Source organism: Prevotella melaninogenica, from assembly GCF_013267595.1.
Taxonomy (GTDB): Bacteria; Bacteroidota; Bacteroidia; order Bacteroidales; family Bacteroidaceae; genus Prevotella; species Prevotella melaninogenica_D.
Genome location: NZ_CP054010.1, coordinates 223,731 through 237,519, shown reverse-complemented (window position 1 = coordinate 237,519; position 13,789 = coordinate 223,731). Strand labels below are relative to the sequence as shown.

General features: G+C 39.2%; 11 protein-coding genes. 9 read left to right on the top strand and 2 right to left on the bottom strand.

What is annotated here, in order from left to right; genetic code table 11:
* Positions 1-28 precede the first annotated feature (28 nt).
* Positions 29-700 (top strand): YggS family pyridoxal phosphate-dependent enzyme, encoded by a 672-nt coding sequence (locus FIU21_RS00935; RefSeq protein WP_004359757.1) that lies wholly within the window; start codon positions 29-31, stop codon positions 698-700.
* 221 nt (positions 701-921) lie between these two features.
* Here FIU21_RS00935 and hisC read toward each other — a convergent pair whose 3' ends face one another.
* Positions 922-1,971, bottom strand: coding sequence for a histidinol-phosphate transaminase (gene hisC, locus FIU21_RS00930; protein ID WP_004359758.1), 1,050 nt, complete (start codon positions 1,969-1,971; stop codon positions 922-924).
* Between the two features lie 51 nt (positions 1,972-2,022).
* Positions 2,023-2,745, bottom strand: coding sequence for an RNA methyltransferase (locus tag FIU21_RS00925; protein ID WP_004359760.1), 723 nt, complete (start codon positions 2,743-2,745; stop codon positions 2,023-2,025).
* Between the two features lie 217 nt (positions 2,746-2,962).
* On the opposite strand from FIU21_RS00925, the gene tamL reads away from it, so the two are divergent.
* The 8 genes from tamL to map all read left to right on the top strand — a co-directional run bounded on the left by tamL (position 2,963) and on the right by map (position 13,787).
* Positions 2,963-5,227 (top strand): translocation and assembly module lipoprotein TamL, encoded by a 2,265-nt coding sequence (gene tamL / locus FIU21_RS00920; RefSeq protein ID WP_004359762.1) that lies wholly within the window; start codon positions 2,963-2,965, stop codon positions 5,225-5,227.
* A 122-nt stretch (positions 5,228-5,349) separates the two neighbouring features.
* Positions 5,350-6,156, top strand: a complete 807-nt coding sequence (locus FIU21_RS00915) for an MBL fold metallo-hydrolase (RefSeq protein WP_036886070.1) — start codon at positions 5,350-5,352, stop codon at positions 6,154-6,156.
* A gap of 198 nt (positions 6,157-6,354) precedes the next feature.
* On the top strand, positions 6,355-6,519 hold the full coding sequence (gene rd, locus FIU21_RS00910) for a rubredoxin (RefSeq protein WP_004359765.1): 165 nt from the start codon (positions 6,355-6,357) through the stop codon (positions 6,517-6,519).
* A gap of 687 nt (positions 6,520-7,206) precedes the next feature.
* A complete protein-coding gene (locus tag FIU21_RS00905; RefSeq protein WP_004359766.1) occupies positions 7,207-8,688 on the top strand; it encodes a hypothetical protein in 1,482 nt (493 codons plus the stop codon).
* Between the two features lie 227 nt (positions 8,689-8,915).
* Positions 8,916-9,425: a DMP19 family protein gene (locus tag FIU21_RS00900; protein ID WP_004359768.1), complete on the top strand. Its 510-nt coding sequence runs from the start codon at positions 8,916-8,918 to the stop codon at positions 9,423-9,425.
* Entirely contained in the window at positions 9,418-9,897 is a 480-nt protein-coding gene (smpB, locus tag FIU21_RS00895; RefSeq protein ID WP_004359770.1) for an SsrA-binding protein SmpB, read from the top strand. Before FIU21_RS00900 ends, smpB begins: the two co-directional genes overlap by 8 nt.
* 8 nt (positions 9,898-9,905) lie before the next feature.
* Positions 9,906-12,653: a methionine synthase gene (gene metH / locus FIU21_RS00890; RefSeq protein ID WP_004359772.1), complete on the top strand. Its 2,748-nt coding sequence runs from the start codon at positions 9,906-9,908 to the stop codon at positions 12,651-12,653.
* Positions 12,654-12,926: 273 nt separating this feature from the next.
* Positions 12,927-13,787, top strand: coding sequence for a type I methionyl aminopeptidase (map, locus tag FIU21_RS00885; protein ID WP_004359774.1), 861 nt, complete (start codon positions 12,927-12,929; stop codon positions 13,785-13,787).
* The last annotated feature ends 2 nt before the right edge of the window (positions 13,788-13,789 follow it).

Below are 13,789 nucleotides of genomic sequence, written 5' to 3'. Positions count from 1 at the left end.
TCAGTAAACAAGACAGAAACTTACAGTTATGTATGATGTAGCAAATAATTTACACGAAGTGCTTGGGAATCTTCCTGATGGTGTGAAGTTGGTTGCCATCAGTAAGTTTCACCCTAACGAATATTTGGAAGTGGCTTATCGTGAAGGGCAGCGTATCTTTGGCGAAAGTCAGGTGCAGGAACTGTCACGTAAGGTTGAGACACTCCCAAAGGATATAGAGTGGCACTTTATTGGTCATCTACAGACCAATAAAGTGAAATACATTGCTCCCTATATCTCTATGGTTGAAGCTGTTGACTCTTTGAAGCTTTTAAAGGAAATCAATAAGCAAGCTGCGAAGTACAACCGTGTCATCAACGTTCTTCTTGAACTCCATATTGCAGAAGAGGAAACAAAGTATGGCTTCACTCCTGATGCTTGTCGAGAACTATTAGAGAGCGGTGAGTGGAAAGAGCTTAAGAATGTACACATTTCTGGTTTAATGATGATGGCATCAAATGTAGATGATCGTAATCAGATTAAAAAGGAGATGATGTTGGCAGCCGACCTCTTTGACGAATTGAAGGCAAAGTATTTTGCTGATGATCCTGAATTCAAAGAGCGTTCATGGGGTATGAGTCATGACTATGATATAGCCGTGGAATGTCGCTCAACAATGGTTCGTGTGGGTACGACTATCTTTGGTCCGCGTGTTTATTAACCATCCGCACCATTGGTGTTAACCGTCCGCACCATTGGTGCTGGGGCTCTGCACTATCCTAAAAAGGCATAAGAGTCATGTCTTATTGTCACAATAAAATAAATAAGACATGACTAAATTACTTATACGAAGACGCCTTATCGTATAATACTAAACAGAAGTTTTCGATTATCTATAAGTTGATGTTGTAATAAGGCAACATCAACTTATAGACTTTAAGACTATTTTGTTGGCTTATAATATCTAAGTATTCCAAGGATTTCTGCGTTTTCAGCCTTGGAACCAATTGTTATACGCAAGCAATTACCGCATAACGAAACATTAGAACAGTTCCTAACATGAATACCTTTTTCACACAGATAATCATACACACTTTGTGCATCTTTCATCTTTGCTAAGAAGAAATTGGCATTCGAAGGATAGACTTTCTCACAACAAGCTAAACTCTCGAAGGCAAGAATCATACGCTTACGCTCTAACAAGATTATCTTTATCCAATCTTCGATATCATAGCGATGCTTAAGCGCATCAAGCCCTTGCGCTTGTGTCAGTTGGCTGATATGGTAAGGGCTACTCACCTTGTTGAAGATGCTTATAATAGCTTCTTGTGCATAAACCACGCCTAAACGGATAGCAGCACTTGCCCATGCCTTAGAGAAAGTGTTGAGTACTATTATATTAGGAAATTCCGATATACGCTCTCGAAAGGTTTGTAAACGTGTGAAATCAGCATAAGCCTCATCAATAACAACAATACCATCAAATCCTTTCAAGACCTTCTCAACTTCTTCAACATTCAGCAAATTGCCGCTTGGGGTATTAGGAGAGCAAAGCCATACTAACTTTGTATGCTTGTCACAAGCCTTAAGAAGTTCTGCAGCATTTAACTGAAACTCCTCATCCAAAAGTACTGAACGGTATTCAATATCATTTAATTTAGCAAAATGTTTGTATAGTTCACAGGTCGGTTCTATCGCAACAACATTATCAACCTTTGGCTGACAAAAGATACGATAGCACATATCTATCGCCTCTGTAGAGCCATTGCTTAAGAAAATCTCCTTAGTTCTAACACCTTTTAGCTTGGCAAGTTCTTCTTTCAACTCTATCTGATCGTCAGAAGGATAGCGGTTAAAAGGTTTGTTATATGGATTTTCATTAGCATCAAGCATAATATGTTGAGAATCCCTTACATTCTCTTCAGCTTTCGTTTCAGCGCAAGAGATGAGTTCTCTAATATTTGTTCTAATTAGATTTTGTAAGTTTATCATATTATGTTTCTTTGTAGGTTGGTAGTTAATTATTTCAAGAATAACAGCCTTTTATCGTCTTCTGAACTCAGCACAAACAATAGATGTTGCAATGGCTACATTCAAAGACTCTGCCGTTTCACGCTCTGGAGGATAGTTTGGAATCAGAAGTTTTCGGTTAATCTTTGTTCTAAGCTGCGAAGATATACCTTTTCCCTCATTTCCCATTACAATCATTCCGTGATGAGAGAGTTCTTGACTATAAATGTTATTACCATCCAAAAGCGTGGCATAGATAGGGTAGTCAATAGGGAGATGGTCTATCAACTCATTCAAGTTTAAGTAATGAAGCTTTACTCTTGCAATACTTCCCATCGTTGCCTGCACAACCTTTGGATTCCAGCAGTCAGCTGTCTCATGCGAACAGAAAATGTTTTCAATACCAAACCAATCTGCAATTCGAATGATTGTACCAAGATTACCAGGGTCTTGCACTCCATCAAGGTCTAATACAAGTTGATTATCAATGTATTCATTGAATAGACTTAAGTAATCATTTGTTACTTTACAATCTTCTTCTGGCATCTTGAAAACACCCAAAACAGGCTGTGGATGTTGGAGAAAAGAAACCTTTTTGATATCTTCAATATCTTCTAAAATCTCATCTGCCACAAACCCTTCGTGCAGCAAATCATTGACAACTTTGGGTCCTTCTGCTACAAATAATCCTACTTTCTCTCTTCCTTTTTTAGTCTCAAGAGAATGGATAAGCTTTATCTTATTTTTTGATATCACTTCGCAAATTTACAAAAAACTATCCACTCGCCGACTATTACTTCTTAACTTTTTACTACCTTTGCATAAAATAAGCTGCGTTCGGCAAATTGAAAGTCAACTTTCTTTGCGCTCACTTGCATTATTTTTGCATAAAATAAGCTGCGTTCGGCAAATTGAAAGTCAACCTTCTTTGCGATTACGTGTATTATTTTGGGATTAACAAATTAGGATATCAATGCTGTTTCCAAAGTCACATAGATTTCTCACACCCCTCCTTATCGTTATGACTATACTTGTTGTCATAGCGTGTTCATCAGATAAGTTTGTTCCTGATGGGCAATATCTTTTAGATAAGGTAGAGCTACGTTCTGACAGAAAGGACGTTAACTCTTCACTTCTGATGCAGTATGTACGTCAAAAAGGGAACTCACGTTGGTTCTCTCTCTTTAAGATTCCATTAGGAACTTACGCTATGGCGGGAGAAGATACTACGAAATGGATTAACCGTACACTCCGTAGAATGGGAGAGGAACCTGTATTGTATGATTCTGTTCAGGCTCGCCTTTCTTCAGAAGATTTGACGGTTGCTATGCAGAATATGGGTTATATGAATGCAACAGTAGACGTAGAGAAAAAGGTTAAAGGAAAGAAACTGACCCTTAACTACCTACTTCACCCAGGCAACCCTTATATTATCGATAGATTTAACTATGAGATAGAGGATTCTGTCATTGAAAGAGTACTTGCTCCTCACCTCAAAAAAGATACTGATCGACCACGCCAATTTACCGTTACTTCCTTGGATGACGAGCGTAAAAAACTGACACATATCCTGAATGATTCTGGTTTTTACAGATTTCATAAGGACTTCATATATTATACTGCAGACTCTACGCAAGGTAGACAGCATGTAAACGTGACCTTACACTTAATGAAATACGTTGAGAATAGTGATGCTAAACCAACATTACACCCACGCTATGTCATCAATAATGTCAATTTTATTCCAGGTGATTCAACAGGTTTTCATCTTAGAAAGGGAGTATTGGAAGACAATACGCTAATAGAAAAAGACAAATACTTCTCGGCTATAGACTTACAAAAGACTTATAACAACTTCTCTCGTCTTGGTGCAGTACGCTATACGAACATCAATTTTAGGGAAGTTCCTCGCTATGATAGTTTGGTGATAGGTAAGACATTTACCTATACAACATCTTCTACGCATTACTTAGATGCTGATATTCAGGTTTCAAACAATAAACCAAACACCATCTCTTTCCAACCAGAAGGAACAAATACAGCGGGTGATTTAGGTGCTGCAGCCGTACTTTCTTATCAGAATAGGAACCTTTTTAGAGGTAGTGAACATTTAAGTTTGGAGTTTCGTGCAGCCTTTGAGGCAATCAAAGGTCTTGAGGGCTATAAGAATAGTGACTATGAGGAGTATAGTGTACAAGCACATCTACAGTTCCCTCGCTTCTTAGCTCCATTTATCTCAAAGAATTTTAAAAGAAAGAGCAGTGCCATGTCAGAAGTATCTGTGGGCTGGAACCTACAAAACAGACCAGAGTTCCATCGTCGAGTCTTTTCTTCTGCATGGAAATATCATTGGTCAGATCCTGTTCGTCACCTGACCTATGACTTTGATCTCCTTAATCTCAGCTATGTATATATGCCATGGATTAGTGAGACTTTTAAGCATGATTACCTCGACAACGCGACAACACGCAATGCCATTCTTCGATATAACTATCAAGATTTGTTTATTTTACGAACAGGTTTTGGCGTGAATTATAGTGGTGCAAACCAAACTTTCAGAGCAAGAATGGAATTGGCAGGCAACTTACTGAATGGATTGAGTAGTGTCTTCAACTTTAAAAAGAATAGCGAAGGAAAACGAACACTTTTCAATATTGCCTATGCACAATATGCAAAGTTCGACTTCGATTATACAAAGATACTACGATTTGACGAGCGTAACTCCTTAGCTTTACATGGTGGCTTGGGTATTGCAATTCCTTATGGAAACAGTACAGTACTTCCATTTGAGAAGCGTTATTTCTCTGGTGGTGCCAACTCTGTTCGTGGCTGGAGCGTAAGAGAGTTGGGACCGGGTAAGTTTAAGGGTGTTGATGGTCGAATAGACTTTATCAACCAGACTGGTGATATGAAGCTTGATTTAAACGCAGAGTATCGTACACATCTGTTTTGGAAACTTGATGCAGCAGCCTTCATAGATGCAGGAAACATATGGACACTACGTGACTATGCTGACCAACCAGGCGGACAGTTTAGCTTTAAGAGTTTCTATAATCAAATAGCGGTTGCATACGGACTTGGTTTACGACTCAATTTCGATTACTTCATACTTCGATTTGATGGTGGTATGAAAGCCATTAACCCTGCTTATACAAGTACGGAAGAGCATTATGCTTTATGGCATCCAAATCTAAAACGAGACTTTACGTTCCATTTCGCCGTAGGACTTCCATTTTAGTCATTTCATAGATACTTTTATGTTTAATTATTCCTAAAAGTAGAGTGTATAATAAGGCAAACATAAACAATAATTTTGTCTATCAAAATACTTTTGTTACATTTGCCTAAAATAAGAAAATAATGCTGAGGTTTTTATCTTTCGGCAGTGGTAGTAGTGGTAATTGCTATCTTTTATATACTGACACAGACTGTCTAATGATTGATTGTGGTGTTGGTATTCGCTCATTAAAGAAGCATTTCCACAACTATGGTCTGCAATTAAATATGGTTCATAATGTGCTTATCACCCATGATCATGCCGATCATGTGAAGTCTGTTGGCTCTATAAGTGGTGATTTGCAACTACCTGTATATACAACAGAAGATGTTCATAGAGGAATTAGTCAGAACTGGTGTGTAAGACGTAAAGTCGATCAACAATACGTTAAATTCGTACAAAAAGGCGAAGAGATTACTATTGGTGAATTTAAAGTAACCCCTTTCGGAGTACCCCATGATAGCACAGACTGTGTTGGTTATTCTGTAGAATATGAGGGTATTCGATTTACATTAATCACCGATTGTGGACATATCACAGATGAGATTGCTCAGTTTATTTCTATTTCTAATTACTTGGTAATTGAGGCAAACCATGAACCTGAGAAGTTGGCTGCTGGTCCATATCCACGCCATTTAAAGGAACGTATCAGTGGACCAAACGGACATCTTAGTAATGAAGCTTGTGCAAAAGCACTTGTAGAGAATGCTTCACCTGCTTTACGCCATGTATGGTTATGCCATCTGAGTGACGAGAATAATCATCCAGAACTGGCTAAGAAAACGATTGAGGCTGTTTTACGTGATTGTGGAATAATCATTGGAAAGGAATTTAAACTTGAAGTATTGAAACGAAAGATACCAAGTGAAATGTATGAATTAAATCCTTAAAGATACTTTTCTCATCAAGTATATAGACATTGTATTTGCATGTAAATCAGAAGGTTTTGTATCTATGAGCAATATTAGCACATTAATGTAATAGCATTTTTTAACTATTTAATTGTGTAATTATTACAAAATACTTGTAACTTTGCAAGCGATATAATTCAAATTAAAATTATTTTTAAAATTATAAACAGAAGCATTATGAAGAAGTACGAATGCGAGACATGTGGTTATATTTATGACCCAGAACTTGGTGATCCAGATAGTGGCATTGCGCCAGGTACAGCATTTGAGGATATTCCAGATGATTGGGTTTGCCCTCTTTGCGGTGTAGGTAAGGATGATTTCACTCCAGTTGAAGAGTAATCAATTTACAACTATAGAATTAAAGCCTGCTCATTTTAATGAGTGGGCTTTTTTGTTGGTATGCTGCAAGTAGTTAGCTTACCAAAGTTTCCTATTTGCTGTATTATTCCATTCTATACTTATCATACCAAGCAGATATGCCAGAAAACATTAGTAGGAATAGGTCTTTTCATCTATCGAAAACACTCTTTTATTCAAAGAATAATCTATTTTTTAACTATATATATGCTCGCTTTGAAGAATATTGACATAAATCCTTACGCTTCGCAGCTAAAACTCACAAGAAAAGTCCCTTTTTTGCGTGTTTATAACCTCCTGTTAATCAGAATGTTGAAAACCTCTGCAAAAAAGGTGCTTAGTTGGGCTTCAAAAGGGCGTTACTTCGACATCAAAAGGGCATCTTTTCAAAGCCAATTAAGCCTTAATTCAAGTCCTAATGAGCATCAATAGACATTTGAGCTGTGAAAAATATTTACATATAAGGTCGTTTACTGTCTTCTGCTGTATCTCGTTTTGCTGTTGTAATATTATGTAAGGTCAATCAGGAAATCCAATTTTTGGAGATAAATAAAAGGAGAAAAAGGGCTACTATTTCAGAGAGAAAAAGGTATAGTATTTGCTAATTAATCAAGAAAAAAGGTTATCTTTGCAAACAAATCATCTTAATATTAAATTTTAATAAACAATATGAAGAAAACAGTATTAGGCTTCATCGCCAGCTTCATGGTGCTTTCCGCACATGCCCAGGATATGAAAATAAAGAAGGGAGCGGTATTACTTAATGAAACACCAGTAGCGCTTCTAAAAGAAGAGAAAAGAACGTGCGAATTGTCTACACTTGATGGGAAGCAAGTTCTTACGTTTTTCATTACCAATAAGACGAAACAAGGCATCAGCGCGCCAGAAGAGTGGCTTAAGTTTATATCGCCTGAGGGCGCAGTCTTTGAATTACCTAATCCGCAAGATAGGATAGTTCTGTCCAATACGAAGTTTTTTGCCTACAAACTATTAGATAGCAAACCCAGTCTCCTCGCAGTGAACGGCATCAAGAAATCTATCATTGATAACCTCTTCGCACAGGGTTCATCCCCTTTCTCTGCAAAATGGGACAGCATCTATACCGTTGTTAAAAAGATGGAGAAAGCCGATGAAGAATTTACAGCACAGCATCCTTTCTTCATCAATGACGATGGCGACATTATCATCAACAAGGTGATGGTGGGTAAGGTTCTTGTCAATGAACCATCATTGGGCAAAAGAACCTATTATATTAAGGACCGCGTGGGCAACCAAGTTGCCGAGATTAAACTGGAATCGTGGACTAACAGCGAGAATTTCAGCAATATAACAACCTGTGATGATAGGAAACTTCCTTTCTTAGAATACAAGACAGCATTTAAACTCTCTGAGAACGAGATGGCACATCGTATGGTGTCTAAACTGCTTGCAAACGGCTATACATTGGGAGATATGACGGAGGACATTAAGCAGCGACTGGCTAACAAGGCTAAGGCAGAGGAACAACAGGCTGTTGAGGAAGAACAACAGTTGGTGAACGATGCCCAAAAAGCTTCCGTGAACATCTATAATGTGCCTGGTAAGGTGGTACTTGCTGATGGCACGACACACGAGGGAAACATCACTATCATCTATGAATCTATTGAAAAGAAGATGGGTAAAGGCACTAATGGAATTCTCGATCTTGATGCTCCGGCAATGGGTTCTTCTGTAACGCTAACACACAATGATGCAAACGGCAATACTGAACAGAGGTTCAAGGCTGCTGACAACGTAACCGTCTATGCTGGTGGTAAGACCTATATCGGTACAAAGGGCTTAAAAGACAGTGCGTTAAGAAATGCTGGGGGTAGCAGTTCTATTAATATCGGAACACGTCATCCGCAGTTCTTCGAGGTTCTCTTTACCGATGGAAAAGGCAATTATATTCTGCAACATCCATTAGATAAAGACGAACTTTATTTGAAGTTGAAGGACAGAAATGGAGCTATCTATCTTGGCGATAAAGCCTTATTAGGTACACGAAGTGAGAAGACAAGAATAAAACTGACGGCTGAATATCTGGATACCCCAAGTATGGATGCCGCTAAGTATGACACTCGTACGAAAGAAGGACTGCAACAACTTATTGCAGATTATGCAAAAAAATAGAAGATAATCGTTCTCTAATCCCTTCGAGAGGAGGAATTAGAGAACGATACTTGTTGTTTTAGATAACTGGTTTGTGTTGTAATCTCAACTTTTTTATTCTACAGGCATGAAATCAAATAATTTTATGTAAGTTTGCAAAGTATAAAAATCAATACTTGGCAAATAAGCTGTATGCTTCTTCTGCCTTGCTCATATAGTTTATTCATTGTTTAAAAATAAAATGATTAATGATTGACGTCAAAGTAAAAGATAGCGATATACGCAAAGCCGTTGAAGAAGGAATGGACAGTTTTGTTCAGGTCTTTGTTGATGCCATTGGCAATGCAATAGATAATAAGCTAACATTGGAAGCTATGCAGCAACTAAATGCTGATCAGATAACACTGTTGGCATGGAGTTATCTCCATCAGGAAGTGATGGATGGCGGTTATGTCCAGTTGATATACAATGGTTATGGTGCTTTTATCTTCAAGAACCCTTTTGCCGTAGCAATGCGCAACTGGGGAATTCGAGAGCTATACACACACATTCGTCACGGAAAGAAATATTACGAAAAATATCACGAGGCGATTGAAGCTGTTGAATCTGACGAAGATTTCATGGCTTTATATGAACAGATGCCAGAATTTGACGAGTTTGATGATGAATTTGTGGTCAATGAGGAACGATGGAGTGCAATGATTGCAGCCTATGTCGATGACCATATTGAGAATTTTGCAACAATTGAAAATGAATAAGGAACAACAAGAGAAAAGAAAGAAATCACCTGTACAGATAAGAAACAAGAAAGCTTCTTTTGAGTATTTCTTCGTTGATACTTACACTGCAGGTATTGTTCTTACTGGTACGGAGATAAAGTCTATCCGTGCTGGTAAGGCTTCGTTGGTTGATTCTTACTGCTATATAACAAAAGGTGAAATGTGGGTTCAGGGGATGAACATATCTCCTTATTTCTATGGTTCGTATGCTAATCATGAGGCGAAACGCCCCCGTAAACTCCTTTTGACTCGAAAAGAGATACGCAACCTTGAGTCTGAATCAAAGACTCCTGGCTTTACTATCATCCCAACACTTATCTTTATTGATGAGAACGGACGAGCAAAGGTTGACATAGCCTTGGCAAGAGGTAAGAAAGAATACGACAAACGACAAACACTAAAAGAAAAAGAAGACCGACGAGAGATGGATCGGGCGAAGAAACACTATTAAGTAAGAGAATGAAGCTAAGGGATAACATTAAAGATAGAATACTGATTTTAGACGGTGCGATGGGTACTATGATTCAAGGATATAACTTGACGGAGAAAGACTTCCGAGGTAACCTTGAACTTTTACAGATGCTCAATTATCAGGGTAATAATGATATGTTGAACCTCTCACGTCCTGATATCATTGAGGATATTCATCGTCGTTATTTAGAGGCTGGAGCTGATATTATCAGTACTAACACCTTCTCTGCACAGCGTGTTTCGCAAGCGGATTACCACATGGAAAGCTTCTCTCGTGATATTGCCTTTGCAGGGGCGAAGCTTGCACGACAGTGTGCTGATGAATATTCGACTGTAGATAAACCTCGTTTTGTCGCAGGTAGTATTGGTCCGACAAACAAAACTTGTTCGATGTCGCCTGATGTAAGCGACCCTGCTAAGCGTGACCTTACGTATGACACACTCTTTGATACTTATAGCGAGCAGGTTGCAGCGATGATAGAAGGCGGTATTGATGCTGTTTTGATTGAGACTATCTTTGATACGCTTAATGCTAAGGTAGCAATTGATGCGTCATTGTCAGAGATGAAGAAGGCGGGTGTTGATTTACCTATTATGCTGTCAGTGACCATTACCGACTTGTCTGGTAGAACGCTTAGTGGTCAGACACTCGATGCTTTCCTTGCGTCAGTATCGTCTTATCCTATCTTTTCTGTTGGTCTTAACTGTTCGTTCGGAGCAGAACAGATGCGCCCTTATTTGAAGGAGTTGGCAGCTAAAGCACCTTATTATATAAGCATTCATCCAAATGTGGGTCTGCCAAATTCGATGGGAGAATACGATGAAACACCTGATATCATGGTGCCACAGATGGCTTCATTTGTGGATGAAGGGCTGGTAAATATCATTGGTGGCTGTTGTGGAACAACGGAAGAGTTCATTGCTGGCTACGTAAAGGTTGTTGAAGGAAAGAAACCTCATATACCAGTTGATGCACCAAAGGAGATGATTCTCTCTGGACTTGAGCAGTTCCGATTGACCCCAGAAATATCATTTGTAAACGTTGGTGAGCGTTGTAATGTTGCTGGAAGCCGTAAGTTCCTTCGCTTAGTTAAAGAAAAGAACTATGAGGAGGCGCTGACGATTGCTCGTAAGCAGGTGGATGATGGTGCGTTGGTATTGGATATCAACATGGACGATGGGCTGTTGGAAGCCAAAGATGAGATGGCTCATTTCGTCAATATGATTTCATCAGAACCAGAGATTGCCCGTGTTCCATTGATGATTGACTCATCTGATTGGGAGGTAGTTGTATCTGCTTTGAAGTGTGTACAGGGAAAAGCCATTGTCAATTCGATTTCTTTGAAGGAAGGAGAAGAACTCTTTATCCAACATGCAAAGGATGTACTGCGTTTCGGTGCAGCTGTTGTCGTGATGTGCTTTGATGAAGAGGGACAGGCAACAAGCTACGAGCGTCGTATCGAGATAGCTAATAGAGCTTATAAGATTCTTACTGAGAAAGTGGGTTTCCCACCTCAGGATATAATCTTCGACCCTAATATTCTTGCTATTTGTACGGGTATGAAGGAGCATAACAGCTATGCTGTCGACTTCATCCGTGCTACCGAATGGATAAAGAAGAACTTACCTGGTGCCCATGTCAGCGGTGGTGTAAGTAACCTTTCATTTAGTTTCCGAGGTAATAACTATATCCGTGAGGCTATGCATGCCGTATTCCTTTATCATGCCATTCAGGTTGGTATGGACTTTGGTATTGTCAATCCAGCTACCAAAGTGACATACGCCGATATCCCAGAAGACCATCTGAAGATAATTGAAGATGTTGTTTTAGATAGGGTAGAGGGAGCCGACGAACTACTGATAGAATTAGCTAACAAGATTCTTGAAGAAAAAGAAGCACAAAAGAATGGCGGTGCTACGCAGGATGTAGCACAGGAAGCATGGCGTAATGATGCGTTGGAAGACAGATTAAAATATGCACTGCGTAAAGGTATTTCAACCTATTTGAATGAGGATATTCACGAAGCATTGGAGAAGTATCCACACGCTGTGAATATTATCGAAGGTCCTTTGATGCAGGGTATGAACGAAGTCGGTGACTTGTTTGGTGCTGGCAAGATGTTCTTACCACAGGTTGTCAAGACTGCCCGCACAATGAAAGATGCTGTAGCTATCCTTCAACCTTATATTGAAAAGGAGAAGGTAGACGGTAAGGCTATTGCAGGAAAGGTGCTATTGGCTACTGTAAAGGGCGATGTGCACGATATCGGAAAGAATATTGTGGGTGTTGTGATGGCTTGTAACAACTATGAAGTCATAGATTTGGGCGTTATGGTGCCAGCTGACCAGATTATTAAGAAAGCCAAGGAAGAGAATGTAGACTTGATTGGACTGTCTGGTCTCATTACACCAAGTCTTCAGGAGATGGTAAATAGTGTTGTAGCTTTTAAGGAAGCAGGACTGAATATCCCTGTCATGATTGGTGGTGCAACAACCTCTCAACTTCATGTAGCACTGAAGATTGCTCCGTTATACGATGCCCCAGTTGTATGGGTTAAAGACGCTTCTGTCAATCCTTCCATAGCAGCAGCACTGCTTAATGACAAAGATCGTGAACGTTTCTGCAAAAACTTAGGCGCAACATACGAGGAACTCCGTGCAGGTTATAAAGAAGAACAACAAAAGGTTTTGTCTTTGAGTAAGGCAAGAGAGAATAAACTCAACCTTTTTGATTAAGAATAAAGACTTGACAAACAGAATTATCACCGGACATTGGTAGAAGTTTTTCAGGTGAGATTCATATAGATTTTAGTACCCCTTACTTGATTACATTCCAGTAGGATGTTGTACGATATATCAAATAAGACTCTTCTGTAAGAAAGGACTTGATTTATTTTGTTTTGTCTTTGAATTATAGTACTTTTGCAAAGACTAAGTAGCATATAAGGAGAAAAGATTGTTTTCTTGTACTTATTTGCTTAATTCTTGCAAAAAGATAAAATTGACGATATGCAGTTGAAAAAGAAAAGGTGGCATTGTCTTCCAGGACAGGAGCCAACCGAAATGGATTTAAAGATAATGGCTCTTGAGAAGAAGGGCAAACTCGTTCCTACACGTGATATGATTAAGACACCTGAGCAGATTGAAGGTATCCGAAAGAGTGGTATAGTCAATACTGGCTGCTTGGATGCTGTCGCTGAGGCTATCCACGCAGGAATGAATACACAGGAGATTGATGATATCTGTATGCAGTATTGCAAGGATCATAACGCTATCCCTGCCTGCTTGAACTATGAGGGATATCCTAAGAGTGTATGCACAAGTATTAATGAAGTTGTGTGTCATGGTGTTCCAAAGAAAGAAGATGTTCTTCAAGAAGGTGATATTATCAATGTTGATATGACAACGATTGTAGATGGCTATTATGCAGATGCAAGTCGTATGTTCATCATTGGAAAGACAACACCAGAGAAGGAACGTTTGGTACGTGTAGCGAAGGAATGCCTTGAGATAGGTGCCGAAGCAGCTAAGCCTTATTCCTTTGTAGGTGACATCGGTCATGCTATACAGAAGCATGCCGAGAAGAATGGCTATGGTGTTGTACGTGACCTCTGTGGGCATGGTGTGGGTATCGAATTCCACGAGCAGCCAGATGTTGTTCACTATGGACATAAAGGTACTGGTATGTTACTGGTTCCTGGTATGGTATTTACCATTGAACCAATGATTAATATGGGCACATGGAAAGTCTTTATTGATGCTGACGACCCGTATGGTTGGGAGGTTATCACAGGTGATGAGAAGCCTTCAGCTCAGTGGGAGCATACTTTCGTTATGACAGAACATGGATTAGAGATTCTGACACATTAATG

Excerpts from the sequence above, each read along its gene's own strand:
- rd (WP_004359765.1), top strand. The coding sequence starts at position 6,355 with ATGAAGAAGTACGAATGCGAGACATGTGGTTATATTTATGACCCAGAA.
- metH (WP_004359772.1), top strand. The coding sequence starts at position 9,906 with ATGAAGCTAAGGGATAACATTAAAGATAGAATACTGATTTTAGACGGT.
- FIU21_RS00915 (WP_036886070.1), top strand. The coding sequence starts at position 5,350 with ATGCTGAGGTTTTTATCTTTCGGCAGTGGTAGTAGTGGTAATTGCTAT.
- tamL (WP_004359762.1), top strand. The coding sequence starts at position 2,963 with ATGCTGTTTCCAAAGTCACATAGATTTCTCACACCCCTCCTTATCGTT.
- map (WP_004359774.1), top strand. The coding sequence starts at position 12,927 with ATGCAGTTGAAAAAGAAAAGGTGGCATTGTCTTCCAGGACAGGAGCCA.
- hisC (WP_004359758.1), bottom strand. The coding sequence starts at position 1,971 with ATGATAAACTTACAAAATCTAATTAGAACAAATATTAGAGAACTCATC.
- smpB (WP_004359770.1), top strand. The coding sequence starts at position 9,418 with ATGAATAAGGAACAACAAGAGAAAAGAAAGAAATCACCTGTACAGATA.
- FIU21_RS00935 (WP_004359757.1), top strand. The coding sequence starts at position 29 with ATGTATGATGTAGCAAATAATTTACACGAAGTGCTTGGGAATCTTCCT.
- FIU21_RS00905 (WP_004359766.1), top strand. The coding sequence starts at position 7,207 with ATGAAGAAAACAGTATTAGGCTTCATCGCCAGCTTCATGGTGCTTTCC.
- FIU21_RS00900 (WP_004359768.1), top strand. The coding sequence starts at position 8,916 with ATGATTGACGTCAAAGTAAAAGATAGCGATATACGCAAAGCCGTTGAA.